Annotated in this window: 22 protein-coding genes and 1 pseudogene; 5 read left to right on the top strand and 18 right to left on the bottom strand. The window is 59.2% G+C overall.

The annotated features are described in order from the left end of the window. Window positions 1-79: 79 nt before the first annotated feature. The 5 genes from AC1MEE_RS07180 to AC1MEE_RS07160 all read right to left on the bottom strand — a co-directional run bounded on the left by AC1MEE_RS07180 (window position 80) and on the right by AC1MEE_RS07160 (window position 3,909). On the bottom strand, window positions 80-892 hold the full coding sequence (locus AC1MEE_RS07180; protein WP_480414623.1) for an OmpA family protein: 813 nt from the start codon (window positions 890-892) through the stop codon (window positions 80-82). Next, window positions 889-1,254: a DUF4398 domain-containing protein gene (locus AC1MEE_RS07175; protein WP_480414622.1), complete on the bottom strand. Its 366-nt coding sequence runs from the start codon at window positions 1,252-1,254 to the stop codon at window positions 889-891. The genes AC1MEE_RS07180 and AC1MEE_RS07175 overlap by 4 nt, the downstream gene beginning before the upstream one ends. Before the next feature lie 10 nt (window positions 1,255-1,264). Beyond that, complete coding sequence (locus AC1MEE_RS07170) at window positions 1,265-2,089, bottom strand: substrate-binding periplasmic protein (protein WP_480414621.1); 825 nt, start codon at window positions 2,087-2,089, stop codon at window positions 1,265-1,267. A 140-nt stretch (window positions 2,090-2,229) separates the two neighbouring features. Further along, complete coding sequence (locus AC1MEE_RS07165) at window positions 2,230-3,159, bottom strand: electron transfer flavoprotein subunit alpha/FixB family protein (protein ID WP_480414620.1); 930 nt, start codon at window positions 3,157-3,159, stop codon at window positions 2,230-2,232. Continuing rightward, complete coding sequence (locus tag AC1MEE_RS07160) at window positions 3,160-3,909, bottom strand: electron transfer flavoprotein subunit beta/FixA family protein (RefSeq protein ID WP_480414619.1); 750 nt, start codon at window positions 3,907-3,909, stop codon at window positions 3,160-3,162. Between the two features lie 473 nt (window positions 3,910-4,382). Here AC1MEE_RS07160 and AC1MEE_RS07155 point away from each other — a divergent pair, with 473 nt between their 5' ends. Further along, window positions 4,383-6,047, top strand: coding sequence for an electron transfer flavoprotein-ubiquinone oxidoreductase (locus AC1MEE_RS07155; protein WP_480414618.1), 1,665 nt, complete (start codon window positions 4,383-4,385; stop codon window positions 6,045-6,047). Window positions 6,048-6,397: 350 nt separating this feature from the next. Next, window positions 6,398-7,450: an NAD(P)-dependent alcohol dehydrogenase gene (locus AC1MEE_RS07150; protein WP_480414617.1), complete on the top strand. Its 1,053-nt coding sequence runs from the start codon at window positions 6,398-6,400 to the stop codon at window positions 7,448-7,450. Between the two features lies 1 nt (window position 7,451). Here AC1MEE_RS07150 and AC1MEE_RS07145 read toward each other — a convergent pair whose 3' ends face one another. The 5 genes from AC1MEE_RS07145 to AC1MEE_RS07125 form a co-directional block, all read right to left on the bottom strand. Further along, entirely contained in the window at window positions 7,452-8,270 is an 819-nt protein-coding gene (locus tag AC1MEE_RS07145; protein ID WP_480414616.1) for an IclR family transcriptional regulator, read from the bottom strand. A 56-nt stretch (window positions 8,271-8,326) separates the two neighbouring features. Further along, window positions 8,327-9,637: an MFS transporter gene (locus AC1MEE_RS07140; protein WP_480414614.1), complete on the bottom strand. Its 1,311-nt coding sequence runs from the start codon at window positions 9,635-9,637 to the stop codon at window positions 8,327-8,329. A 168-nt stretch (window positions 9,638-9,805) separates the two neighbouring features. Further along, window positions 9,806-10,954: a galactonate dehydratase gene (gene dgoD, locus AC1MEE_RS07135; RefSeq protein WP_480414612.1), complete on the bottom strand. Its 1,149-nt coding sequence runs from the start codon at window positions 10,952-10,954 to the stop codon at window positions 9,806-9,808. Window positions 10,955-10,995: 41 nt separating this feature from the next. Next, complete coding sequence (locus tag AC1MEE_RS07130; RefSeq protein ID WP_480414611.1) at window positions 10,996-11,616, bottom strand: 2-dehydro-3-deoxy-6-phosphogalactonate aldolase; 621 nt, start codon at window positions 11,614-11,616, stop codon at window positions 10,996-10,998. 1 nt (window position 11,617) lies between these two features. Then, a complete protein-coding gene (locus AC1MEE_RS07125; RefSeq protein ID WP_480414610.1) occupies window positions 11,618-12,613 on the bottom strand; it encodes a 2-dehydro-3-deoxygalactonokinase in 996 nt (331 codons plus the stop codon). Window positions 12,614-12,794: 181 nt separating this feature from the next. Here AC1MEE_RS07125 and AC1MEE_RS07120 point away from each other — a divergent pair, with 181 nt between their 5' ends. Beyond that, entirely contained in the window at window positions 12,795-13,910 is a 1,116-nt protein-coding gene (locus AC1MEE_RS07120) for an acyltransferase family protein (RefSeq protein ID WP_480414609.1), read from the top strand. A 256-nt stretch (window positions 13,911-14,166) separates the two neighbouring features. Here AC1MEE_RS07120 and asd read toward each other — a convergent pair whose 3' ends face one another. From asd to leuC, 5 genes are all read right to left on the bottom strand, one after another. Then, window positions 14,167-15,279 carry an aspartate-semialdehyde dehydrogenase gene (gene asd, locus AC1MEE_RS07115; protein ID WP_480414608.1) on the bottom strand — a complete coding sequence of 371 codons (1,113 nt, stop codon included), beginning with the start codon at window positions 15,277-15,279 and terminating at the stop codon, window positions 14,167-14,169. A gap of 57 nt (window positions 15,280-15,336) precedes the next feature. After that, a complete protein-coding gene (gene leuB, locus AC1MEE_RS07110; RefSeq protein ID WP_480414607.1) occupies window positions 15,337-16,419 on the bottom strand; it encodes a 3-isopropylmalate dehydrogenase in 1,083 nt (360 codons plus the stop codon). Window positions 16,420-16,498: 79 nt separating this feature from the next. Then, window positions 16,499-17,263 carry a class I SAM-dependent methyltransferase gene (locus AC1MEE_RS07105; RefSeq protein ID WP_480414606.1) on the bottom strand — a complete coding sequence of 255 codons (765 nt, stop codon included), beginning with the start codon at window positions 17,261-17,263 and terminating at the stop codon, window positions 16,499-16,501. 109 nt (window positions 17,264-17,372) lie between these two features. Continuing rightward, window positions 17,373-18,014, bottom strand: coding sequence for a 3-isopropylmalate dehydratase small subunit (gene leuD, locus AC1MEE_RS07100; protein ID WP_480414605.1), 642 nt, complete (start codon window positions 18,012-18,014; stop codon window positions 17,373-17,375). Between the two features lie 10 nt (window positions 18,015-18,024). Then, window positions 18,025-19,449: a 3-isopropylmalate dehydratase large subunit gene (gene leuC / locus AC1MEE_RS07095; RefSeq protein WP_480414604.1), complete on the bottom strand. Its 1,425-nt coding sequence runs from the start codon at window positions 19,447-19,449 to the stop codon at window positions 18,025-18,027. A 165-nt stretch (window positions 19,450-19,614) separates the two neighbouring features. Here leuC and AC1MEE_RS07090 point away from each other — a divergent pair, with 165 nt between their 5' ends. Together AC1MEE_RS07090 and AC1MEE_RS07085 are read left to right on the top strand one after the other, a co-directional pair. Further along, window positions 19,615-20,502, top strand: a complete 888-nt coding sequence (locus AC1MEE_RS07090; protein ID WP_480414603.1) for a LysR family transcriptional regulator — start codon at window positions 19,615-19,617, stop codon at window positions 20,500-20,502. 107 nt (window positions 20,503-20,609) lie between these two features. Next, a pseudogene (locus AC1MEE_RS07085) lies at window positions 20,610-23,447 on the top strand (bifunctional diguanylate cyclase/phosphodiesterase); the annotation flags it as partial. Window positions 23,448-23,511: 64 nt separating this feature from the next. Here AC1MEE_RS07085 and AC1MEE_RS07080 read toward each other — a convergent pair. From AC1MEE_RS07080 to AC1MEE_RS07070, 3 genes are all read right to left on the bottom strand, one after another. Further along, a complete protein-coding gene (locus tag AC1MEE_RS07080; protein ID WP_480414602.1) occupies window positions 23,512-23,955 on the bottom strand; it encodes an Hsp20 family protein in 444 nt (147 codons plus the stop codon). Between the two features lie 248 nt (window positions 23,956-24,203). Continuing rightward, window positions 24,204-25,163 (bottom strand): tRNA dihydrouridine synthase, encoded by a 960-nt coding sequence (locus AC1MEE_RS07075; RefSeq protein ID WP_480414601.1) that lies wholly within the window; start codon window positions 25,161-25,163, stop codon window positions 24,204-24,206. Window positions 25,164-25,237: 74 nt separating this feature from the next. Then, a complete protein-coding gene (locus AC1MEE_RS07070; RefSeq protein ID WP_480414600.1) occupies window positions 25,238-25,678 on the bottom strand; it encodes an acyl-CoA thioesterase in 441 nt (146 codons plus the stop codon). Between the last annotated feature and the right edge of the window lie 51 nt (window positions 25,679-25,729).

The raw sequence follows: 25,729 nt of genomic DNA, 5'->3' as shown, positions 1-25,729 counted from the left end.
GCAAACGAGCCGAGGTTCAGCAGTTTATGCGCGCAAAAAAGCCCGGCACCTCTCGGCCACCGGGCTTTTTACCAAACACCTAACGCGTCGCGCCCAAACGACCCTTGTCGTCCGAGAAAACGATTTCAACACGACGATTCTTTGCCCTGCCCCGCTCGGAAGCATTCACTTCAATCGGAAATTCATCGCCGTAACCTTCGACCTGAATACGCGCGTCATCAATACCCAGATCCGCCAGCACATCAGCCACCGACTGCGCTCGCGCCTTGGAAAGCGTAAGGTTTTCCTGCTTGTCACCAGTACTGTCGGTATACCCTTCGATCCGCACAATGCGCTTGGGATTGAATTGGAGAAACTGCACCAGCTTGAGCAACGCGCGGTTAGCCGAGCTGTTGAGCTCCGTTTCCCCAGTGTCGAACAGAGCGTCACCCAAGGTCATGACCAGCCCGCGATCGGTCTGGGTGGCCAAGGCAACCATCTGCTCTTCCAGCCATTTACCCTGCTGCTGAACGCTGGACAATTTGGCTTCACGCAGCGCCAGTTGCAAACGCTGGCGCTCCAGCTCGGACTTGGCCAACTGCTCCTGATTGAGCATCAGGTTGCTGTGCTCGCGGGCGATTTCGCTGTAACGACGACTAAGGTAAGCGTAATGCCTGACATCCTCGCCGCTGCCCCAATAATTGGACAGACGCTCGGCACGCCCCAACGACTCGCCGGCGCGAATAACGTCCCTGGGTGCACTGCGCAGGACATTGGTATCTTCTTTGACTTTTTGGAAGTCAGCGCTGGCCTGCTGCAATGCCTGCTCACTGCTCTGATGCCCCGCACAGCCATAAAGGCCAGCCGAACCCAACAACATGAACACACTGATCACGCGAGGGATACGATTCACTGAGCGACTCCCTCAACTTCTCCCACTTGCTTGCGCAGGCGATTGAGCCGGGTATTGAGTTGGCTCAATTGCTCCTGACTCTTCTCGGTCAGAACCCGGGCTTCGGCGAGCCGCGCATCGAGTTCCGACTGCTCGGCCTGCATCCGCGCGTCCTTGAAAGACTCGTCAGCCATGTCGGCGTGGGCCTGAATCAATTTCGACTGAGCCAGTGTCATCTCTGGCATTTCTTCGGTGGCGCCCACCGCTTTGGCTTGTTCGACCGCCTGGTCGGTCAGTCGCAACTGTGCGATCGGTGCCGGATCGTTGGCACAGCCGACCAGGGCAGCAAGGGCCGTGGCGACGAATAAAGGTCGAATACTCACGAAAACATTCCTACTTGTTTGAGACGCTCGCCGGCTGCAACAATTGCGCGTTCCAGAGCTCTAGATTGCGCTTCACCGCTTCACCTGCCAGGCCAGAAGCGGCCAATTCTGTCATCTTTCTCGCCAACTGTCCGCGCAACCACGGTTCATTGCAGGCCGAGTTGAACGACAATCCCAGATACAGGCCCGGCTTATCCAGTGGCAAAGGCTGGGCAATAACGGCCGCCGACAACCCCAGGGTATGGGTCATCGCCAACCCGGCGTAGCGACCCGCCAGTACGTATTCGACCTGACCCAGCATCAGTTTTTGAAATGCCTGGGTCAGATTCGCCGTGTGTTCCAGGCTGAGATGCTCCGTGACTGCCGCCTCGAAGGGCGGAGTCAGGCGGATCCTTTCCGACATCGCACCCGGATGGCCGTGCAGATCGGCCAGCGCATTGAATGGCTGCGCATGATCGCTCCGGGTCCAGACCAGGATTTCGTTCTGGGTGATTGAAGGATGGATGTAATCCAGCGACTCGAGTTCGGATGCCATCAGTGGCGCATCGGCCAACAGGTCCATGCGTCCGCTGCGCACTTCGTCCAGCGCCTGACTGCGCTTGCCGGCATACAGCAATTCCACTTTCAGGCCAATTTCCTGCGCAGCCTGTTTGAGCAGATCGGCATTGGCCCCCATCAGGTGTTTCGGATCCTGAGGATCACGCCAGAGATAAGGTGGCGCATCGGGGCTGCCGGTCACGATCAGGCGCTCACACTTGCCCGCAGCAAAACCCGACGTCGGCAACATGAACAGGCCTAAAAGAAGCGATGGCAATAGCAGCCGAGGCTTGCTCATGGGTCAATCCTTAATCGAATCCAATAAAAAACCCGCTCATCAAAGACCGTGGAAGTCTGCGGCGCATCGAAGTACTCGGCGCACCGCCAGTTCACACAGCCCGAAATGAACGGGTTCTCTTTATAAGTTAAGAGCCTGGATTAAACCAGCTTCTCAAACTCAGGTATGGCTTCGAACAAGTCCGCCACCAGACCGTAATCGGCGATCTGGAAGATCGGCGCTTCTTCGTCCTTGTTGATCGCAACGATCACTTTGGAGTCTTTCATACCAGCCAAATGCTGGATCGCGCCGGAAATACCGACCGCGATGTACAGCTGTGGCGCAACGATCTTGCCGGTCTGACCGACCTGCATGTCGTTCGGTACAAAACCTGCGTCGACTGCGGCGCGAGAAGCACCGACAGCAGCGCCCAGCTTGTCGGCCAGAGCGTACAGGTGTTTGAAGTTGTCGCCGTTCTGCATGCCACGACCGCCGGAAACGACGATTTTGGCAGCGGTCAGTTCGGGACGATCGGACTTGGCCAGTTCTTCGCCAACGAAGGTGGACTTGCCTGCATCGTGAGCCGCCGCAACCGTTTCAACCGAAGCCGAACCGCCTTCAGCCGCCACCGGATCAAAACCGGTGGCACGCACGGTGATCACTTTGACCGCAGCGCTCGATTGCACGGTAGCGATGGCGTTACCGGCGTAGATCGGACGCTTGAAGGTGTCAGCGCTTTCAACGGTGATGATCTCGGAGATCTGATCGACATCCAGCTGCGCGGCAACCCGTGGCAGGATGTTTTTACCGTTGGCAGTGGCCGCAGCCAGGATGTGGCTGTAACCAGCTCCCAGCTCAGCAATCAATGGCGCGACGTTTTCTGGCAACTGATGCGCGTAAGTCGCGTTATCAGCCACCAGCACTTTCGAAACACCCGCGATTTTCGCAGCGGCTTCAGCCACGGCACCCACGTTGGCGCCCGCCACCAGCAGGTGAATATCACCACCGATTTTTGCAGCGGCAGCCACGGTATTCAGGGTTGCCGGAGCAACGACACCGTTCTCATGTTCAGCAATAACCAAGATAGTCATTTAGATTACCTTCGCTTCGTTTTTCAGTTTATCGACCAGCTCAGCCACCGACTTGACCTTGATACCTGCGCTGCGTACCGCTGGCGCTTCGACTTTCAGGGTCTTGTTGGTGGAGGCGGTAGACACGCCCAAAGCGTCCGGAGTCAGCACTTCAAGCGGCTTCTTCTTGGCTTTCATGATGTTTGGCAGCGAGGCGTAACGTGGCTCGTTCAGACGCAGGTCGGTGGTCACAATCGCCGGCAGGCTCAGGGAAACCGTCTGCAGGCCGGCGTCGACTTCACGCGTGACGCTGACTTTATCGCCCGACACTTCGACCTTGGAGGCGAAGGTGCCCTGGGCGTAGCCGCTCAGCGCCGCCAGCATCTGGCCGGTCTGGTTGTTGTCGCTGTCGATGGCCTGTTTGCCCAGGATCACCAACTGCGGTTGTTCTTTGTCGACCACTGCCTTGAGCAGCTTGGCCACCGCCAGGGAGTTCAACTCATCGGCGCATTCAACGAGGATGGCGCGATCGGCACCCAGTGCCAGAGCGGTACGCAGCTGCTCTTGAGCAGTGGTCGGACCGATGGAAACGACGACGATCTCGGTCGCGACGCCTTTTTCTTTCAGGCGTACGGCTTCTTCCACAGCGATTTCGCAGAAGGGGTTCATCGACATTTTGACGTTAGCGAGATCGACGCCGGAGTTGTCCGCTTTGACGCGAACCTTGACGTTGTAGTCGACCACTCGTTTGACAGCTACAAGAACCTTCATGGATTCCTCGTTACTCTCCGGTGAAAAGAAAGTCGCCCGGGCGGACCTGGCGATTGATACACGTCGGTAAAAAGGACACCTCTAAAAACAACTGCACCTGTGCAGGCAGTACCCATCAAGGCATGTAAACTACGCAATCCGCGGTTTGTCGCCGAAATTGCCTGCACCGCGCTCGCAACGCTTTTTAGAGGTGCCCTTGAAACCAGCGGTCAGCCTACGGCGAGCGCAAAACCGCCCGTATCTTGACCGGAACGTCTTTTCTGGTCAATACGGCAAAATGGCCAGTCATAAGCCGCGCCTCTTTGATTTATCTGGCCTACAGCAAATTCAAACAAACGTTTGTATTGGACCTGCGCGACGGTGTAGATATAATGCGCCCCTTTGCGACGCGGATGGCAGCGAATGTCACTTGCGCCCCGCTTCACTCGCTTCATATAAAAAAATACTGTTGAGCCTTGAGTAGGAGATAGCCTGTGGAACGCGAATACATGGAATTCGACGTGGTCATCGTCGGTGCCGGCCCCGCGGGCCTTTCCGCCGCATGCCGCCTGAAACAGAAGGCTGCCGAAGCCGGGAAGGAAATCAGCGTCTGCGTGGTGGAAAAAGGTTCCGAAGTAGGCGCTCACATCTTGTCCGGTGCCGTGTTCGAACCTCGCGCCCTGAACGAATTGTTCCCGGACTGGAAAGCACTCGGCGCTCCGCTGAACACACCGGTCACCCGCGACGATATCTTCGTACTCCGAAGCGCCGACAGCGCCACCAAAGTGCCTGACCTGTTCGTGCCCAAGACCATGCACAACGAAGGCAACTACATCATCTCCCTGGGCAATCTGTGCCGCTGGCTGGCTCAGCAGGCGGAAAACCTCGGTGTCGAAATCTACCCGGGCTTCGCCGCTCAGGAAGCACTGTTCGACGAGAACGGCGTGGTCCGCGGGATCATCACCGGTGATCTGGGCGTCGACCGCGAAGGTCATCCCAAAGAAGGCCTCTACACTCCCGGCATGGAACTGCGCGGCAAATACACGCTGTTCGCCGAAGGTTGCCGTGGTCATATCGGCAAGCAGCTGCTCAAGCGCTTCAACCTCGACACCGAAGCCGACGCCCAGCATTACGGCATCGGCCTGAAAGAAATCTGGGAAGTCGATCCCGCCAAGCACCAACCGGGTCTGGTGGTGCACACCGCCGGCTGGCCTTTGGACGTGATGGGCACCGAGAACACCGGCGGCTCCTTCCTTTATCACCTGGAAAACAATCAGGTGGTGGTCGGTCTGATCGTCGACCTGTCCTATAGCAACGCGTTCCTGTCACCCTTCGATGAGTTCCAGCGCCTCAAGCACCACCCGGTGCTGAAACAGTATCTGGAAGGCGGCAAGCGCATCAGCTACGGCGCCCGCGCCATCTGCAAGGGCGGCCTGAATTCGCTGCCGAAAATGGTCTTTCCCGGCGGCGCGCTGATCGGTTGCGACCTCGGCACCCTGAACTTCGCTAAGATCAAGGGCAGCCACACGGCGATGAAATCCGGCATGCTCGCCGCGGAGTCGGTCGCGGATGCACTGTTCGCCGGCAAGGAAGGCGGTGATGAACTGACCACGTACGTCGAGGCGTTCAAAGCCAGCTGGCTGTACGAGGAACTGTTCGCCAGCCGCAACTTCGGCCCGGCCCTGCACAAGTTCGGTCCGATCCTCGGTGGCGCGTTCAACTTCATCGACCAGAACCTGTTCGCGGGCAAGATCCCGTTCACCCTGCACGACACCAAGCCGGACTACGCCTGCATGAAGCTGGCCGCCGACTCGACGAAGATTGCCTACCCGAAACCGGATGGCAAGCTCAGCTTCGACAAACTCAGCTCGGTCTTCCTCTCCAGCACCAACCATGAAGAAGAACAGCCTTGCCACCTGAAGCTGGCCGACCCGAGCATCCCGATCGGCACCAACCTGCCGCTGTATGACGAACCGGCACAGCGCTACTGCCCGGCTGGCGTGTATGAAGTGATCACCCAGGAAGACGGCGAGAAGCGCTTCCAGATCAACGCGCAGAACTGCGTGCACTGCAAGACCTGCGACATCAAAGACCCGTCGCAGAACATCACCTGGGTGGCACCTGAAGGCAGCGGCGGCCCGACTTACCCGAATATGTAGGTTTGCAGCGACAAGCTTCAGGCTTCAAGTGGCAAGAGAAAGGCTCCTTCGGGGGCCTTTTTTTCGCTGACAGTAAACGCAATCCTTTGTAGGAGCGGGCTTGCCCGCGATTAGCTTGATGCGGTGTGTCAGTCACGCCGCCATCGCGGCGGGACGCGTAGTTGCAAGCCCGCTCCTACAAGGGATCCGTGATCAACACATTCTTTTGAACATCCGGCGCAGAGAATGTGTCAGACAACCACATGCCTGCAGGATCAGGCATATCACCCGGAGAAATGGTCATATTCGGCAACGCTCTGCGCAGCCAAAATGGTCCGCTACACCCCAGTCATTGTCTTGCGAGGTTCAACATGATCAAAGCCATCGGTTACGCCGCTCAAACGTCGACCGCTCCCCTTGCCCCCATGACCTTCGAGCGCCGCAGTCCGCGAGCCGATGATGTGGCGATCGAGATTCTTTACTGTGGCGTCTGCCACTCCGACATCCACCAGGCACGCAACGAATGGGGGTTTGCCTCGTATCCATTGATGCCCGGCCATGAAATCGTCGGCAAGGTCAGCGCCATCGGTGCGAACGTCAGTCGCTACAAGGTCGGCGATGTCGTCGGTGTTGGCTGCCTGGTCGATTCCTGCCGCCATTGCGAAGCCTGTGAAGCCGATCTCGAGCAATACTGCCTGGAAGGTCCGACACAGACTTACGCGTCCCGCGATCGCGTCGACGGCAGCCTGACCATGGGCGGATACTCCAGCAGCATCGTGGTCAGCGAACGCTTTGTCGTGCGCATTCCCGAGAAACTGGACCTGGCCAGCGCAGCGCCGATTCTGTGCGCCGGCATCACCACCTACTCGCCGCTCAAGCATTTCGGCGTCAAACCGGGCCACAAGGTCGGCATCCTCGGCATGGGCGGTCTGGGCCACATGGGCATCAAGTTCGCCAAAGCCATGGGCGCGGAAGTCACGCTGTTCACCCGTTCCGAAGCCAAGGCTGAAGAAGGCCGTCGTCAGGGCGCCGACCATGTGATCGTGTCCACCGATGCCCAACAGATGAAAGCCGTTGCCGGCAAGTTCGATTTCCTGCTGGACACCATTCCGGTGCAACACGACCTCAACCCCTACCTGCAAACCTTGCGTTTCAATGGCGTGCACATCCTGGTCGGGCTGGTCGAGCCGATTACCCCCCCAGTGAATGCGGTCAATCTGGTGATGAAACGCCGCGTGCTGGCCGGCTCGATGATCGGCGGTCTGGCGGAAACCCAGGAAGTACTGGATTTCTGCGCTGAACACGACATTACCTGCGACATCGAGATGTTGGACATCAACAACATCAATGAAGCCTTTGAGCGCGTGGTCGCGGGCGATGTGAAGTACCGCTTCGTGATCGACATGGCGACCTTGAAAGCCTGATTCAGGCTTTCGCCCCCAACTCGGCCGAGAGTCGCGCTGCGGTCTGTTTGATCAGCGGAATCAACTCGGCCATTTTCTCCAGGGGCATGTAAGGCACGGTACTGGCGATACTGATGCCGGCAACGATGGCGTTGCTGGCATCCCTTACTGGCGCCGCGACACAGCGAATCGACGGTTCGTTGTCTTCCAGATCGAATGCGTAGCCGCCCGCTACATAGTCCAGCATTCGTTGCTGGAACTGCTCCCAGGACTGCTCCTGATGCTGTGGCCACACGGCAGGCTTCCCATCCACCGGCAGGCTGATCTGATACAGACGCTGCCACTCGTCCTGCGGGCAATCGATCATCAACGCCTTGCCAATCCCGGTGCGCGCCAGCGGCATACGGTGGCCGACCCGCGAGCGCATTTCCGGGCCATTGCGGCCGGGGTTCTTGTGCAGGTACAGCACATCGTCGCCCTCACGAATCGCCAGGTGCACGGTATCGCCGGTCAGCGCTGACAACTCGTCGAGGTACGGACGCGCCAGAATCGCCAGCGGTACTTCTTCGCGAGCCTGAAAGCCCAGCTCGATCAGCTTGGGCCCCAGCAGGTAGCCGACGTGCGGCAAGACCCGCAGGTAACGCTCGTCTACCAGACAACTGACCAAACGGTGGGTCGTGCTGCGCGTGGTACCGATGATCCGCGCGATTTCCTTGAGGTCACGGGCGCCGCTGGCCACGGCCTGGACCACGCCCAAGCCACGAAGCAGGGTCTGGGTGCCAGTGGGCGCGGTGTCCTTGGGGGCGCCGCTTTTCGCAGGGTCGATTGAATCGTGCTGCATATCACGCCTTATCAAGTCAGAAAGCTGGCGGCATTATCGTCGCCAGCTTGCAGCGGTTACAACTCGATGCGTTCGACCTTCCCCACCAACAGGATGTACGACAGCGCACCCAGCAGCGCCAGCACCGCGACGTAGGTGATCGCCGGCGCAAAGGAATCCCCCGACGCCAGAAAGCCGATCACGATGGGCGTGGTGATCGCCGCCAGGTTGCCGATGAAGTTGAAGGTGCCTCCGGTCAATCCCAGCAAGCGCGCAGGTGCCAGGGTGGAGACCAGCGACCAGGTGATCGAGGCCAGCCCGTTACCGAAGAATGCCAGCGCCAGAAAGGCAATCACCAGCGGCGTCGACTCGACGTAGTTGGCGCCGATGATCGAGGTTGAAATCAACAGCCCGCCAATAATTGGCAGCTTGCGGGCAAACCCCACGCTACTGCCGCGACGGATCAGCCAGTCGGAGAAAAACCCCGAGCACAGCACACCGATAAACGCGGCGAGAAACGGCAGTGACGCCAACAGACCGGACTTGATGAAGTCCATGCCGCGGTACTTCACCAGGTAGGTCGGGAACCAGGTCAGGAAGAACCACAGCGTCGAGTTCAGGCAGAACTGGCCCAGGTAGATGCCCCAGAGTTTGCGCTTGCTCAGTACGATCCCCAGATCCAGCCAACTGAAACCACGTTTGTTTTTCTCGGTGCTGGCCTGAATGTCCACCAACCCGCCGCCGTCGCGAATCAGCTCGATTTCCGCTTGATTGACACCTTTGAAGTCACGCGGCTCGCGATAGATCAGAAACCAGATCAACGCCCAGACCACGCCCACAACGCCAGTACTGACGAAGACCATGTGCCAGCCGAACTGCGTCTGCAACCAGGCCAGCACCGGCGTCAGGAACGCCAGACCGACAAACTGCCCAGACGTGTAGAAGCCAATGGCGGTCGCCCGCTCACGCTCAGGGAACCAGGTGGTCACCACGCGGCTGTTGATCGGATAAGCTGGCGCTTCGAGAGCGCCCACCGCCATGCGCAGAACAAACAGCGCGATAAAACTGGCAGCAAAGCCGAGCATGATGGTTGCCAGTGACCACAGCAGTAGCGCGACGCTATAGAGAATGCGCGGTGGCACGCGGTCCACCAGCCAGCCACCGGGGATCTGCATGGCGGCGTAGGTCCAGCCGAACGCGGAGAAGATCAAGCCGACATGAATCGGATCGATCCCCAGCTCGGTGGTCAATGCCGGGGCGGCAATCGACAGGTTGCTGCGATCCAGGTAGTTGATCACTACCGTGATGAACAACAGCACCATGATGAAAAAACGCTTGCGGCTTGGCGTCACAAGCGACGCCTTGCCTGTGAAGGCTTGAGATTGCATGGGGGTGCCTCTTTTTTATGGTTATTAAGGCTGGGGATCGACACCCCTGTAGGAGCTGCCGAAGGCTGCGATCGGCTGCGAAGCAGTCGTAAAGTTGATTACGATTGAACGCCGTGCCGACGTTATCGCAGCCTTCGGCAGCTCCTACAGGGGATTAGTGGCGACCTGTTACCACTCGGCAAAACTGCCGTCGGCATGGCGCCAGATCGGGTTGCGCCAGCGATGACCGATGGCAGCGCGCTCCTTGACGTATTCCTCGTTGATTTCAATGCCCAGACCCGGCCCGTTGGGGATCTTCACGAAGCCCTTGTCGTAGTCGAACACTTCCGGGTTTTTGATGTAATCGAGCAGGTCGTTGCTTTCGTTGTAATGGATGCCCAGGCTCTGTTCCTGGATAAACGCGTTGTAGCAGACCGCGTCCAGTTGCAGGCAGGCGGCCAACGCAATGGGCCCCAGTGGGCAATGCAGCGCCAGGGCGACATCGTAGGCTTCGGCCATGTTGGCGATTTTGCGGGTTTCGGTAATCCCGCCAGCGTGCGAGGCATCGGGTTGAATGATGTCGACGTAGCCTTCGCTCAGTATCCGTTTGAAATCCCAGCGCGAGAACAGCCGTTCCCCAAGGGCAATCGGCGTGCTGGTCAGCGGCGCCAGTTCCTTGAGGGCTTCGTAGTTTTCGCTGAGCACCGGCTCTTCGATGAACATCAGTTTGTACGGATCAAGCTCCTTCATCAGCACCTTGGCCATGGGCTTGTGCACCCGGCCATGGAAGTCGACGCCGATGCCGACGTTGGGGCCGACCGCATCACGTACGGCGGCGACGTTGGCCAGCGCCAGGTCGACTTTTTCGAAGGAATCGAGAAATTGCAGCTCTTCGGTACCGTTCATCTTCACAGCGGTGAAACCACGTTCGACGGCTTCTTTGGCGGCGCGTGCGGTGTCCGCCGGGCGATCGCCGCCAATCCAGGAATACACACGGATCTTGTCGCGCACCTGGCCGCCGAGCAAATCGCTGACCGAGACACCCAGAGCCTTGCCCTTGATGTCCCACAGCGCTTGATCGATCCCGGCCAGAGCGCTCATATGCACTGCCCCACCGCGGTAAAAACCGCCGCGATAGAGCACGGTCCAGATGTCCTCGATGTTGCGCGGATCCTTGCCAATCAGGTAATCGGATAGCTCATCCACCGCCGCCGCGACGGTGTGCGCACGCCCTTCGACCACGGGTTCGCCCCAACCGGTCACGCCTTGGTCGGTTTCGATCTTGAGGAATAACCAGCGCGGCGGGACGATGAACGTGGTGAGTTTGGTAATTTTCATGTGTGCCTTCTCTTATTGGATGCAGCGCTCAGGGCGCCTGATCAGCTCAATTCATTCCATGCCGACACATAGGCCTTGGCCCGCTCGGCAACATCAGCCGCGCTCATGCCCGGTTTGAACAACCCGGAACCAAGGCCGAACCCGGCCACGCCGGCATCGATAAACACCTGCATGTTGTCCGGGGTGATCCCCCCTACCGGGATCAGTGCCGTGCCGGCCGGCAATACCGCCAGCAACGCCTTGACCACCGCCGGGCCCATCTGCTCGGCCGGGAACAGCTTGAGCACGTCCGCACCCTCAGCCAGTGCGGCGAAGGCTTCGGTCGGTGTGGCGACACCCGGCGACAGAAACAACCCCGCCGCTTTGGCCGCGCGCAGCACCTTGGGATCGCTGTGTGGCATGACGATCACCTGGCCGCCCGCCTCCTTGACCAGGCCGACCTGCTCAGGCGTCAGCACCGTGCCAGCACCGATCAGGCAATCGGCGGGCAGCGTCGAGCGCAGAATGCGGATGCTGTCGTAGGGTTGTGGTGAGTTGAGCGGTACTTCGATGACCCGGAAACCCGCCTGATACAACACCTCGCCGATGGACGCCGCTTCTTCCGGGCGCAAGCCGCGAAGGATGGCGATCAAGCCGTTTTTAACCAGTGTTTGTTTAAGCATGTCAGACCTCTGCAAGAGTGGGATTGAGCAAGTTGGCCTGCACCGCCAACTGCCACAAACCGCGTTCGGTGGCCTGTTCGGCCAAGGTCACCTGAGCGAAACCGCAGGCGGCCAGCGCACGTGAATAACGCGCGCACAGCTGGGTATTGCCAATCAGGATGATGGGAGGCAGTGGTGTTCCGGGCTGCGGCCGCTGCAAAGCAGCAAGCGCGACCAGTTCGTGGCCGATCAACAGGCCGGACAGATAGTCGGGTTGCGCGCGAGCGCTGAGTTCGCCGGTCAAACCGAGGGTCCGACAGCTGAACATCGTCGACAGCGGCCCCGCTGCGCCATCGCTCGACAGCGCAATCCTCACGCCGCGATCAAAGGCTTCGGCGTCGAAGGTGTCGCTGGCCTGCATCGTGCGGCCGAGGATGGTATGGGTACTGAGCGCGGCGTAGACCTCGCCGGTCATGAAGGTATCGAAATGGACAATGCAGCCCTCGGCGACCTGCACCCATTTCGAATGACTGCCAGGCAAACCGATCAACAACGACTGGCGGGGCGTTGCGCTGGGCAGACTGGCGAGAACGCCCAATACCTGGGTTTCTTCGCCGCGCATCACATTGGGCAAGGTCGAGCGCTGCAGCACGCCGGGAACGATGTGTACATCGACCCCACGCAGACTACGCACAGTCTGCAAGGCGGCGCTGAGGCCGGCGACATCCGCCGGGGTTTCCCGATACACCGCCTCACGCCAGCCCTGGGCGCTGCCAACCATGCCGCAGGCAATCACTGGTGTCCCGGGTTGCGCGTCGAGCCAATCACCGCACGCCTGATCGAACGCCAATTCGAATCCATCGGCACACATCACGCCAGCAATCAGCCGTGGCGCGGTCGGCAACTGCATGATGCCCGCGCTCAATGAGCGCTGTTCCAGCACCTGGCCGTGTTCGCCGAGCAGATAGGCACGAAGAGAGGTCGTCCCCCAATCGAGCGCGATCAATTGCGCTTGCATCGCTTCACCTGTTTTATTTTTCGGATATGAAGTCATGCGACGACTATAAACCTGAAGCACAACTTATCTCAATATGTAAATTCATATCCCATATATCGGGATATTAAAAGTGACGTGCAAACTGACTCGCCAAGCGGGCATTATTCGGGCGACAGTTCATCCACCGGCCAGGACGACCGCAATGAAGCCATTCCAGGTGCTCGACAGTGTTCGGGGGTTGTTTGCCCTGTTCATCGTGGTGCATCACTCCCACGTGCTGCAAAGCGTCACGGAGTTGGCGCTGTTCAGGAACGCCAACTATCTGGTCGAGTTCTTTTTCGCGCTTAGCGGCTTTGTGCTCTCTCAGCAGTACGCCAGCGCACTGGGTTCAGGGCAGGCATTGCGGCAGTTCATGATCACCCGCACCTGCCGTGTGTACCCGCTGCATGTGGTGATGCTGGTGGTATTCATCGGTTTCGAGGGCATCAAGCTGATCACCTCCAGCCCCAGCTTCGGCGGGGATCGCGCGCAGGGCGAGATACTGCCCAACCTGCTGCTGCTACAGGCGTGGTGGCCTGGAGCCAATGCACTGTCGTTCAATTACCCGTCATGGTTCGTCAGCGTCCAGTATTACGTGTGGCTGCTGTTTGGCTTGATCGCCCTGGCTTTGCCCAGACACTCGGGCAAGGTCTTCGCTGCCATCGCCGCGTTTGCCTTGCTGGCGCTTTATTTCAAGGGCACGCCACTGACCGATAACGTGTTGAGGGGCTTGGGTTGCTTCTTCGCTGGCGGCGTGACGTATCAGGTCTACAACCGGCTGCAAGGTCTGCGTCTGAGCCTGCTGCTCGGCAGCGTGCTGGAGGTGCTGATCCTGACAGTGATCTATCTGGTAATGACCCGTAGCGACACCCCACAGGACGCCCTGCTGGGCTTGTTGTTCTGCCTGGCGGTCGGAGTGTTGGCGTTCGAAGCCGGCTGGATCTCGACGCAGTTACGCAGAGGTCTGTTTACCTGGCTGGGCACGCGCTGGTTTTCGATCTACATGACCCATGCGGCGGTAATTTTCGTGACGTCTATCGGTGTGATGGTGGCGGCCAAGGTCACCGGTCGGACACTGATGATTGATCTACCCGGTGAAATCGTGGGGCTTACTACTCGTTACATCAGCACGGGTAGCGTGGTGCTCGACAATCTGCTGATCGTCGTTGAGCTGGTGGTGGTGCTGGGCGTTTCAGCGCTGACCTACCGCTACATCGAACGGCCCGGCATGGCGCTGGGCAGGAAATGGAGCAAGGAACGTATAGAGGCGCACGCCTGACCTGCCGCCTTCAACCCCTGTAGGAGCTGCCGAAGGCTGCGATAAGGCCGGAACGGACTTCCCTAGATAAACCTTCGCAACCGGTCCCCGGTTGATCGCAGCCTTCGGCAGCTCCTACAGGGGAATTGTGTCGGGCATCCAGTTTTCGGCGTACCCCCATCCGTGAGCGAATTCATTCGAGAGGGCGATTTGCCAAGCAATAAAAAACCCGCGTCTCGATTGAGAAGCGGGTTTTTCATTTGGAGTCGTTAGCGGATCAACGTTCCAGCAGGATTCGCAGCATGCGGCGCAGCGGTTCGGCCGCGCCCCACAGCAACTGGTCGCCGACGGTGAATGCGCCCAAGTATTGCGAGCCCATGTTCAGCTTGCGCAGACGACCGACCGGGATGTTCAACGTGCCGGTGACGGACGTGGGGCTCAGCTCCTGAATGCTCGCCTCACGGTGGTTCGGCACCAGCTTCACCCAAGGGTTGTGCTGGCTGATCATGCCTTCGATATCGGCAATCGGCACATCCTTGTTCAGCTTGATGGTCAGCGCCTGGCTGTGGCAGCGCATGGCACCGATACGCACGCAGATACCGTCCACAGGGATCGGGCTCTTGAAGCGACCCAGAATCTTGTTGGTCTCGGCCTGGCCCTTCCACTCTTCGCGGCTCTGGCCGTTCGGCAGTTCCTTGTCGATCCAGGGGATCAGGCTGCCAGCCAATGGCACGCCGAAGTTTTCCGTCGGGAAGGCTTCGCTGCGCATGGCTTCAGCGACCTTGCGGTCGATGTCGAGAATCGCGCTGGCCGGGTTGGCCAGTTCGTCAGCCACGGCGGCGTGAGTGGCGCCCATCTGCTTGATCAGTTCACGCATGTTCTGCGCGCCGGCACCGGAGGCCGCCTGATAGGTCATGACGTTCATCCACTCCACCAGACCGGCTTCGAACAAGCCGCCCAGGCCCATCAGCATGAGGCTGACCGTGCAGTTGCCGCCGATGTAGTTCTTGGTCCCGGCATCGAGCTGCTGGTCGATAACCTTGCGGTTCACCGGGTCCAGCACGATCACCGCGTCATCCTGCATCCGCAGGCTGGAAGCGGCATCGATCCAGTAACCCTGCCAACCGGCTTCGCGCAGCTTCGGGAACACCTCATTGGTGTAGTCGCCACCCTGGCAGGTCAGAACCACGTCGAGGGTTTTGAGCTCTTCGATGCTGTAAGCATCCTTCAGGGGCGCAGTATCCTTGCCCACGGCCGGGCCTTGGCCACCGACGTTGGAAGTGGTGAAGAACACCGGTTCAATCAGATCGAAATCCTGCTCTTCCAGCATCCGCTGCATGAGCACGGAACCGACCATACCGCGCCAACCGATCAGACCTACACGTTTCATCGCAACTACACCTTTTACAAAAAAGTGGGGCCGCTGCAGTGCAGCGGGCCCGAGATATTACAGATTGCGCAGCGCGGCGACTACCGCATCGCCCATTTCCTGCGTACCTACCTTGACGTTGCCGGCCGACCAGATGTCGCCAGTACGCAAACCTTGATCCAACACCAGGCTCACCGCCTTTTCAATCGCATCAGCCGCAGCCAGCAGGTTGAAGCTGTAACGCAGCATCATCGACACCGACAAAATCGTCGCCAACGGGTTGGCAATGCCCTGCCCGGCGATGTCCGGGGCCGAGCCGTGGCAAGGCTCGTACATGCCCTTGCTGTTGGTATCCAGCGACGCCGAAGGCAGCATGCCGATGGAGCCGGTGAGCATTGACGCCTGGTCGGAAAGGATGTCGCCGAACATGTTCTCGGTGACGATCACATCAAACTGCTTGGGCGCCCGCACCAGTTGCATGGCGGCATTATCGACGTACATGTGGCTCAGTTCGACGTCCGGGTAATCCTTGGCAACCTGTTCGACCACTTCACGCCAGAGCTGGCTGGCCTCCAGGACGTTGGCCTTGTCCACCGAACACAGTTTCTTGCCACGCAGCCGGGCCATGTCAAAACCTACGCGGGCGATCCGACGGATTTCGCTCTCGCTGTAAGGAAGTGTGTTGTAACCCTCACGCTCGCCATTGTCGAGTGTACGAATGCCTCGTGGGGCACCGAAATAGATACCACCGGTCAGTTCACGAACGATCAGGATATCCAGGCCAGACACCACTTCCGGCTTCAAGGTGGACGCTTCGGCCAGTTGCGGATACAGAATCGCCGGACGCAGGTTGCCGAACAGCTTCAGTTCCGAGCGGATTTTCAGCAGGCCTTTTTCCGGACGAATCGCACGGTCCAGCGTGTCCCATTTCGGACCGCCGACAGCACCGAGCAGTACCGCATCAGCCGCCTGCGCGCGAGCCAGGGTTTCATCGGCCAAGGGCACGCCATGCTTGTCAATGGCCGCGCCACCGATCACGTCGTGGCTGAGCTCGAAGCCCAACTGATACTTGTCATTGGCCAGTTCCAGCACCTTGACCGCTTCGGCCATGATTTCAGGACCAATGCCATCACCTGGGAGAATCAGAATCTGCTTGCTCATGCTTTCCTCAATTCATTCAAACGGCGCCTGAAAGTGCGCCTGAAAAGATAACCGTCACTGTTCTTGAAAGAACAGCAGACTAACGCTCGGCCCACAACACCAGCACATCGGTGCTGAACGAGCCGTCGTCAGTAATTTCGAAATACTCGCGCACTTCTGCGCCCATTGCCTGCTGCAAATCGAGAATCGCGACCCGAAGCGCCGGTGGCGTGCGCATGCGCTCGACCCAGGAGGTGTATTCCAGGCGCAGGCGTTGGCGGCTGTGGCTACGGGTGAATAAACCGGCCTCGCTGACGTGGCGCAACCACTCACCCGCAGAATAATCGCGTACGTGACTGGTGTCGCGCAGCACTTCAACGCTTTGCAGGTAGGTATCGAACAGCGGACTGCCCGGCGACATGACGTCGATGAACGCCGCGACACCACCCGGTTTCAGCACCCGACGCACTTCACGCAAGGCCAGACCCAGATCGCTCCAGTGATGCGCCGAGTACCGACTGAACACGAAATCGAATTCGCCATCCTCGAACGGCAAGCGCTCGGCCGCTCCACACACGATCCGTACGTTATTCAAACCACGCTCGGCTGCAGCACTGGCAACCACATCGAGCATCTGCTGCGACAGATCGTAAGCCACCACTTCGCCCACCGACGGCGCGACATTGAAACTCACGTGTCCTGCGCCACAGCCCAGATCCAGCACTCGCGCATCGCCACGCCCGGCCACTTCAGCCTGTAGCAGAGCAAACTCGGTGCCTTGAGCGTGCACGGCGCTGCTCAGATAGGCCGCGGCCTGATCACCGAATTGACGCTGGACGACTTGGGTGTGGGCGGTGTTGGTCATGGGAGATTCCTTGAATTTTTTATCTGTCAGGACGCTATCGCGGGCAAGCCCGCTCCTACAGGGGTACGTGTTCAGTCTGTGGGAGCAGGCTTGCCTGCGAATAGATTGATCAGTCGCGAAACAGCCACGGCTGGCTAGCACGGTGTTTGCTCTCGAAAGCAGCAATGGCCTCGCCATCCATCAGGGTCAGACCGATGTCGTCCAGGCCGTTGAGCAGGCAATGCTTACGGAAGGCATCGACCTCGAAGGTCAGGACTTTGCCATCAGGACGGGTCACGGTCTGTGCTTCCAGATCGATGTTCAACTGGTAGCCCGGATTAGCCTCGACCTGCTGGAACAGCTCATCGACTTCCGCGTCGCTGAGGATGATCGGCAGCAAACCGTTCTTGAAGCTGTTGTTGAAGAAAATATCGGCATAGCTCGGTGCGATGATGCTGCGAAAGCCATATTCTTCCAGCGCCCATGGCGCGTGTTCACGGCTGGAGCCGCAGCCGAAGTTCTCGCGGGCCAGCAATACACTGGCACCTTGATAACGTGCGTTGTTGAGCACGAAATCCTTGTTCAGCGGGCGCTTGGAGTTGTCCTGATACGGCTGCCCCACATCCATGTAACGCCACTCGTCGAACAGGTTCGGACCAAAGCCGGTGCGCTTGATCGACTTGAGGAACTGCTTGGGAATGATCTGATCGGTGTCGACGTTGGCACGATCCAAAGGAGCGACAAGGCCGGTGTGCTGAGTAAATGCTTTCATGCTGGGCTCCTTAGTGTTGGATCAAGTCACGGACGTCGACGAATCGACCGTTGACCGCCGCCGCTGCCGCCATGGCCGGGCTGACCAGGTGGGTGCGGCCACCGGCACCTTGACGGCCTTCGAAGTTGCGGTTGGAGGTGGACGCGCAATGCTCGCCGGACTCCAAACGGTCCGGGTTCATCGCCAGGCACATGGAGCAGCCTGGCTCACGCCATTCGAAACCGGCCTCGATGAAGATCTTGTCCAACCCTTCTTTTTCAGCCTGCGCTTTCACCAGACCCGAGCCCGGCACCACGATGGCCTGCTTGATGGTGGAAGCGACTTTGCGACCTTTGGCAATGTCCGCTGCCGCACGCAAATCTTCGATACGCGAGTTGGTGCAAGAGCCGATGAACACACGATCCAACTGGATATCAGTGATCGCCTGATTGGCTTTCAAGCCCATGTACTTCAGCGCACGTTCAATCGAGCCACGCTTGACCAGATCGGTCTCTTTGGCTGGGTCCGGCACATTTTGATCAACGGCCAACACCATTTCCGGCGAGGTGCCCCAGCTGACTTGTGGCTTGATCTGGGCGGCATCGAGCTTGACCACGGTGTCGAATGTCGCGTCGGCATCGGACACCAGGTCTTTCCAGGCTTCAACGGCCAAATCCCATTCCGCGCCTTTCGGAGCGAACGGACGGCCCTTCACGTAAGCGATGGTTTTCTCATCGGTCGCCACCAGGCCGACGCGAGCGCCTGCTTCGATGGACATGTTGCAGATGGTCATGCGCCCTTCGACGGACAGGTCACGAATCGCGCTACCGGCGAACTCGATGGCGTGACCGTTACCGCCGGCGGTGCCGATCTTGCCAATCACGGCAAGTACGATGTCTTTGGCCGTCACGCCGAACGGCAATTTGCCCTCGACCGACACCAACATGTTTTTCATTTTCTGCGCGACCAGGCACTGCGTAGCAAGCACATGCTCGACCTCGGACGTACCGATCCCATGAGCCAACGCGCCGAACGCGCCGTGGGTCGAGGTGTGCGAGTCGCCGCAGACCACGGTCATGCCCGGCAAGGTTGCGCCCTGCTCCGGGCCAATGACGTGAACGATGCCCTGACGCGGGTCGTTCATTTTGAATTCAGTGATGCCATATTCGTCGCAGTTGTCATCGAGGGTCTGCACTTGCAGGCGCGAGACCTGATCGACGATGGCCTCGATACCACCTTTGCGTTCAGGCGTGGTCGGCACGTTATGGTCCGGGGTGGCGATGTTGGCATCGATCCGCCATGGCTTGCGCCCGGCCAGACGCAGACCTTCGAAGGCTTGCGGCGACGTCACTTCGTGAATGATGTGACGGTCGATGTAGATCAGCGCCGACCCATCGTCGCGCTGTTTGACCACATGCGAATCCCAGAGCTTGTCGTAGAGCGTTTTGCCGGCCATCAGACGTTTCCTCATCAACTTGTTTCTATGCCGGTTATCGAGGCCCGGATTTTTTAACCCGTTAGCCCAATAACCTCTCGGCTTGTGAGGTGAATCCTATGAGGTATGATTAAATAACTCAAATTCATATTTTTCATGCTTTGGATAACCAACTGGAATACAACTATGGATCTGGCCAATCTCAACGCGTTTATTGCCATTGCCGAGACCGGAGGCTTCTCTGCGGCGGGGGAACGCCTGCACCTGACGCAGCCGGCGATCAGCAAACGAATCGCCGGTTTGGAGCAGCAACTCAAGGTCCGTCTGTTCGACCGCCTGGGCCGCGAAGTCAGCCTGACTGAGGCTGGCCGGGCCTTGCTGCCCAGGGCCTATCAAATCCTCAGCGTGCTGGACGACACCCGCCGGGCGTTGACCAACCTGACCGGCGAGGTCAGCGGGCGCCTGACTCTGGCCACCAGCCATCACATTGGCCTGCATCGCCTGCCGCCTCTATTAAGGGAGTTCACGCGGCGATACCCCGAGGTGGCGCTGGACATCCAGTTTCTCGACTCGGAAGTGGCCTACGACGAAATCCTCCACGGCCGCGCCGAGCTGGCGGTGATCACCCTCGCCCCGGAACCGCACACGCTGGTCAAGGCGGTGCTGGTCTGGGACGACCCGCTGGATTTCGTCGCGGCCCCCGAGCATCCTCTGGTCAACAGCGGCGCCGTGAGCCTGATGGACGTCGCACGTTATCCCGCGGTGTTCCCCGGCGAAAATACCTTCACCCACCACATCGTCAGCCGCTTGTGCGAAGCTCAGGGCTTGAAACCCAACATTGCCATGAGCACCAACTATATGGAGACCATCAAGATGATGGTCTCCATCGGCCTGGCGTGGAGCGTTTTGCCCCGCACCATGCTCGACGATCAGGTGGCGCGCATCCCGTTACCGGGCATACAGCTCACGCGCCAGCTAGGCTACATCGTGCACACCGAACGAACCTTATCCAATGCCGCACGGGCGTTCATGGCTTTACTGGACGCGCAGATAATTCAACCCTGCCAGGCCTGACAAGTGCTAAAAGGATCGACGTGTTTGCCAACTTTCTCAAGGTTTGTTGACCGATGCCCAAAACTGCTGAAAGTCTCCCGTTCCTAGCGCTCAGTCAGGCAGCTGACCTCAGCGAGTCGGAAAAGCGCTTTGCGACCCTGTACAACCTCAGTCCCAATGTCGTGCTCCTGACCCGCCTGGAAGACGGCTTGATCTGCGAGGCCAACCGACATTTCGAAAGCCTGCTGGGCTGGCCGATCAAGGACATTCTGGGCCGCACCACCCTGGAAATAGGCCTGTGGGTTCAGCCGGCACAACGCCTGCAAGTACTCGAACTGGTTCAGGGCAAACCCAAACCGATCAGCCTCGAAGTCCAATTACACGCCAACAATGGCCGTGTGCACGATGGCATTCTCTGCGCACAGAAGATCGAGCTGGACGGTTGCGCCTATATTCTCAGCACGTTTCTCGATAACACCGAACACAAACGCGCCGAACAGGCCCTCAAAGAAAGCCAGGAGCGCCTTGATCTGGCGCTGGATTCGGCGCAATTGGGCACCTGGGACTGGCACATCCCCACGGGCATGTTGTATGGGTCGGCCCGCGCCGCGCAATTGCACGGCCTGGAGCCCGAACCCTTTCATGAGTCGTTCGATGCTTTTTTCGAGGGTGTACCGGGCGAAGACCGAAACACCATGCGCCAGGCCTACCGCAGTCTGCGTGAGGGCCCGGCGGGCAATTACCAGATCACCTACCGCATTCAACTGGAAAACGGTACCACGCGCTTCCTCGAAAGCCGTGCCCGTCTCTACCGTGACGCCAACGGTGAACCGCTGCGCATGGCCGGCACGTTGCTGGACATCACCGAGCAGGTCGAGCGCGAACAACGCTTGAGCAGTTCCGAAGAAAAATTCGCCAGCCTGTTTCAGGCCAGTCCCGATCCGGTCTGTGTCACCCATTTCGAAACCGGCCAGTTCATCGAAATCAACCCCAGCTTCACCCAGACGTTTGGCTGGGAAGCCGATGAAATCATCGGCCTGAGCGTCGGTGAAGTCCGTTTCTGGGCTGACCCTGCGCACCGCCTTCAACGCAACCAGCAGATCCTCCGCGACAACGGCCTGGACAATTTCGAGGTGTTCCTGCAGAACAAGGACGGCGAACAGCTGACCTGCATCACCTCCAGCCGCTTGATCGTGGTCGACGACCAACCGTGCATCGTCACCACCCTACGCGACATCACCCAACAGCAGCGTGCCGAAGCCGCGCTCAAGGCCAGCGAAGAGAAATTCGCCAAAGCTTTTCACTCCAGCCCCGACGCCATCACCATCACCGAGCGAGATTCGGGTCGCTATCTTGAGGTCAATGACGGTTTCTGCCGTTTGACCGGCTACAGCAGTGAAAGCGTGCTGGGGCGCACCGTCTACGAAGTAGGCATCTGGGCCGACCCCAAGCAGCGCGCCTTGCTGATCAGTGATTTGCAGGAAAAAGGCCGGGTCCATCACCGGGAAATGCAGGGGCGCAATAAAGACGGAGAGCTCCTCACGGTCGATGTGTCGGTCGAACCCATCACCTTGAACGAAACCGCGTGCCTGTTACTGACGGCCCGCGACGTCAGCCAATTGAAGAACGCCCAGGCGCAGATCCAGCATCTGGCCTACCACGACCCGTTGACCGACCTGCCCAATCGCGCGTTGCTGATGGATCGCCTGAGCCAGCAGATCGCCCTGCTCAAGCGCCACAACCTGCGCGGTGCCCTGCTGTTTCTCGACCTCGACCATTTCAAGCACATCAACGATTCCCTTGGGCATCCGGTGGGCGACAGCGTGTTGAAAATCATCACGGCACGGCTGGAGGCCAGCGTGCGCATGGAAGACACCGTGGCGCGCCTGGGCGGGGATGAGTTCGTGGTCTTGATCAGCGGCCTGCACGGCACGCGGGCCGAGGTCACCCATCAGGTGCGTGGTCTCGCCGACACCCTGCGCGAACTGTTGGCCCAACCGATGTTCCTCGACGGCCAGCGCTTGCAGGTCACCCCGAGCATTGGCGTGGCCTTGATCCCGGATCACGGCTCGACCCCGGCCGATCTGCTCAAGCGCGCCGACATTGCCCTGTACCGGGCCAAGGATTCAGGGCGTAACACCACACAACTGTTCCACAGCACCATGCAAAAAGCCGCCAGCGAACGCCTGCGCCTGGAAAACGATCTGCGCCTGGCCCTGGCGCGCGGCGAGTTCAGTCTGCATTACCAACCGCAGGTGGACGCACGGGACGACCGCATCGTCGGCACTGAGGCGTTGCTGCGCTGGCAACACCCGCAACTGGGCGCTCTGGCACCGACCCAGTTCATTCAGGTGCTGGAAGAAAGCGGGATGATTCTGGAAGTCGGCACCTGGATTATCGATGAAGCGTGCAAGGCCGGTGGTCAGCTATTGCGCGAAGCGTTGATCGACCCGGACGACTTCAGTATGTGCGTCAACATCAGCCCCCGACAGTTTCGCCAGAATGACTTCGTCGAGCGCGTCGAACGCAGCCTGCGTACTCACCACCTGCCCGCCAGATTGCTCAAACTGGAGATCACCGAAGGCATCGTGATTCAAAACCTGGACGACACCATCGCCAAAATGCGCCGCCTGAAGAAAATGGGGGTCAGCTTCGCCATGGATGATTTCGGCACGGGTTATTCTTCATTGACCTACCTCAAACGCCTGCCGGTGGACGCACTGAAGATCGATCAATCCTTCATCCGCGACGCAACCACCGACCCCAACGACGCCGAAATCATCCGCGCCATCGTCGCCATGGCTTCCAGCCTGAACCTGGCAGTGATTGCCGAAGGCGTGGAGAAGCCGGAACAATTGCGGTTTCTTGAGCAACTGGGCTGTCATTTGTATCAGGGGTATTTGTTCAGTGAACCGTTGGGATTGGCGGACTTTGTGGCGATGCTGAGTCAGGAAAAAGAACTGTAACCCCGGCTTGAGCGGAATAAAGGAAGGCGCCCATCGGGCGCCTTCCTAGTTTTTAGCGCTTCAATCAATGTTGCAGCACTTTCTGCTCATTGATCGGGATACGCTTGGCCTTGGCTTCTTCTGGCACAAGACGCACCAGATCGATATTCAGCAGACCGTTTGCCAGGCCGGCGTTTTGCACCTCGATGTGGTCAGCCAGGCGAAAAGACAGTTTAAACGCGCGCTGAGCGATGCCTTGATGCAAATAAGTCACGTCGGGCGCGGTGTTTTCGCGCTTACCGCCGCTGACGGTCAACACGCCGTTCTCCACTTGCAGTTCCAGGTCTTCTTCCAGGAAACCCGCAGCTGCGATGACGATGCGGTATTGGTCTTCAGCGTGCTTCTCGACGTTGTATGGAGGGTAGCTACTGGCCGAATCATTGCGGGCAGCGGCCTCGAACAGGTCATTAAGACGATCAAAACCAACGGAGTGGCGGAACAACGGAGCTAAAGAAAAAGTAGTGGTCATGATACTTCTCCTGAAAATCAGCAAGGGTTAAATTCGCGACCCTATTTCGGCATCGCATAATTCCTAGATAAGGATCGCCATTTGATTTTCAAGAGAGGGGTTTCAGAATTTTATCGAATCCCTTGTAGGAGCTGCCGAAGGCTGCGATAAGGCCGGCACGGCCTTCAAAAGATCAACCGCGCAACCGGTTCCCGGTTGATCGCAGCCTTCGGCAGCTCCTACAAGGGATCGTATTTTCACTGAGGACCTCAGGCAGCTTCGCGCTGATTTACGCCCAGCAACCGCCCGATGCGCTCGCAGTCGGTTTCACGTCGCAGTTCGTTGAACAGCAGGGTCGCTTCGGGATAGCTCTTGGTCAGCAACGCCAACCATTGCTTCAAGCGGCCCGGCGCCTGGATCAGGGTCATTTTGTTCACCGCCTGCTGCCAGAAATCCAGCAGGAAGGGTTGCAGTTCCGACCAGGACATCTCGACCACTTCATCACCCGCCTCGGCGGCAGCGATCTGCCGCGCCAGATCCGGGCGCGCCACCAGTCCGCGACCGATCATGATGTCTCGGGCGCCGCAGATTTCCCGACAGCGGCGCCAGTCGTCGACGGTCCAGATCTCGCCATTGGCGACCACCGGTACCTTGACCACTTCCTGAATACGCGCGATCCATTCCCAGTGTGCCGGCGGCTTGTAACCATCGACCTTGGTGCGGGCATGGACCACGATCTGCTCGGCACCGCCATCGGCCAACGCGCGGGCGCAATCGAGGGCGCCCTCCGTGCTTTCGTAGCCGAGGCGCATTTTCGCCGTCACCGGGATATGCGCAGGCACCGCCCGACGTACGTGGCTGACGATGGTGTGCAGCAATTCAGGCTCTTTGAGCAGGATCGCGCCACCCCGAGAGCGATTGACGGTCTTGGCGGGGCAACCGAAGTTCAAATCCAGCACGGGCGCGCCCAGCTCGCAGGCCAATGCAGCGTTCTCGGCCAGACACACCGGATCAGAACCCAACAACTGCAGGCGCAAGGGCACGCCCGCGTCGGTTCTGGCACCTTTGTGCAGCTCCGAGGCGTATTTGTAGAAGTAGTGAGCGGGCATCAGACGCTCGGACACACGGATGAATTCGGTTACGCACCAGTCGATGCCGCCAACCTGAGTCAGCACATCGCGCAGGATGTCGTCGACCAACCCCTCCATGGGCGCCAAGGCAATTTGCATGGGTCACACTCGAAAAAAGTCCGGCAGTTTACGGGGCGGCTGCCGGATTGGAAACGCTTATACGCTGTTTGGCTTCACGCCTGGAGGTTTATCAGTGCCGGGCCGTAGCCTTCGATGAACTCGGCAGGCAGGCGTTTGGGCTTGCCGCTGGACAGCTCGATGCACACAAAGGTGGTTTGCGCGCGCAGCAAGGTCATACCGTCGCTCGGGCGCTTCAATTGAAACCGGCGGGTCATCTTCAGTCGCTGATCCCAATCGACGATCCAGGTCGCCAATTGCAGCTCATCGTCTTCATAGGCGCTGGCCAGGTAGTCGATTTCATGCCGGACCACCGCCATGGCCCGGTCGATTCGGCGGTATTCGCTCAAGTCCAGGCCAAGCTGCTGCGAATGTCGCCACGCGCAGCGCTCCAGCCAGGTGACGTAGACCGCGTTGTTGGCGTGGCCCAACCCATCGATGTCGTCGGCCGTCACGCACAGGTCAATGACGAATGGCGTTGCCAGATCCCAGCTCATGCTCGCTCCTTCATGCTCACTCCGATGGAAAACAACTCGCGAGCAGTGTAG

The organism is Pseudomonas sp. ASL3, from assembly GCF_056680425.1.
This window is presented reverse-complemented; position numbering and strand designations above follow the sequence as displayed.

Excerpts from the sequence above, each read along its gene's own strand:
- AC1MEE_RS07170 (WP_480414621.1), bottom strand. The coding sequence starts at position 2,089 with ATGAGCAAGCCTCGGCTGCTATTGCCATCGCTTCTTTTAGGCCTGTTC.
- AC1MEE_RS07105 (WP_480414606.1), bottom strand. The coding sequence starts at position 17,263 with ATGACCAACACCGCCCACACCCAAGTCGTCCAGCGTCAATTCGGTGAT.
- AC1MEE_RS07160 (WP_480414619.1), bottom strand. The coding sequence starts at position 3,909 with ATGAAGGTTCTTGTAGCTGTCAAACGAGTGGTCGACTACAACGTCAAG.
- leuC (WP_480414604.1), bottom strand. The coding sequence starts at position 19,449 with ATGGCCGGCAAAACGCTCTACGACAAGCTCTGGGATTCGCATGTGGTC.
- AC1MEE_RS07130 (WP_480414611.1), bottom strand. The coding sequence starts at position 11,616 with ATGCTTAAACAAACACTGGTTAAAAACGGCTTGATCGCCATCCTTCGC.
- AC1MEE_RS07150 (WP_480414617.1), top strand. The coding sequence starts at position 6,398 with ATGATCAAAGCCATCGGTTACGCCGCTCAAACGTCGACCGCTCCCCTT.
- asd (WP_480414608.1), bottom strand. The coding sequence starts at position 15,279 with ATGAAACGTGTAGGTCTGATCGGTTGGCGCGGTATGGTCGGTTCCGTG.
- AC1MEE_RS07120 (WP_480414609.1), top strand. The coding sequence starts at position 12,795 with ATGAAGCCATTCCAGGTGCTCGACAGTGTTCGGGGGTTGTTTGCCCTG.
- AC1MEE_RS07090 (WP_480414603.1), top strand. The coding sequence starts at position 19,615 with ATGGATCTGGCCAATCTCAACGCGTTTATTGCCATTGCCGAGACCGGA.
- leuB (WP_480414607.1), bottom strand. The coding sequence starts at position 16,419 with ATGAGCAAGCAGATTCTGATTCTCCCAGGTGATGGCATTGGTCCTGAA.
- AC1MEE_RS07070 (WP_480414600.1), bottom strand. The coding sequence starts at position 25,678 with ATGAGCTGGGATCTGGCAACGCCATTCGTCATTGACCTGTGCGTGACG.
- AC1MEE_RS07080 (WP_480414602.1), bottom strand. The coding sequence starts at position 23,955 with ATGACCACTACTTTTTCTTTAGCTCCGTTGTTCCGCCACTCCGTTGGT.
- AC1MEE_RS07125 (WP_480414610.1), bottom strand. The coding sequence starts at position 12,613 with ATGCAAGCGCAATTGATCGCGCTCGATTGGGGGACGACCTCTCTTCGT.
- AC1MEE_RS07075 (WP_480414601.1), bottom strand. The coding sequence starts at position 25,163 with ATGCAAATTGCCTTGGCGCCCATGGAGGGGTTGGTCGACGACATCCTG.
- AC1MEE_RS07140 (WP_480414614.1), bottom strand. The coding sequence starts at position 9,637 with ATGCAATCTCAAGCCTTCACAGGCAAGGCGTCGCTTGTGACGCCAAGC.
- leuD (WP_480414605.1), bottom strand. The coding sequence starts at position 18,014 with ATGAAAGCATTTACTCAGCACACCGGCCTTGTCGCTCCTTTGGATCGT.
- dgoD (WP_480414612.1), bottom strand. The coding sequence starts at position 10,954 with ATGAAAATTACCAAACTCACCACGTTCATCGTCCCGCCGCGCTGGTTA.
- AC1MEE_RS07165 (WP_480414620.1), bottom strand. The coding sequence starts at position 3,159 with ATGACTATCTTGGTTATTGCTGAACATGAGAACGGTGTCGTTGCTCCG.
- AC1MEE_RS07145 (WP_480414616.1), bottom strand. The coding sequence starts at position 8,270 with ATGCAGCACGATTCAATCGACCCTGCGAAAAGCGGCGCCCCCAAGGAC.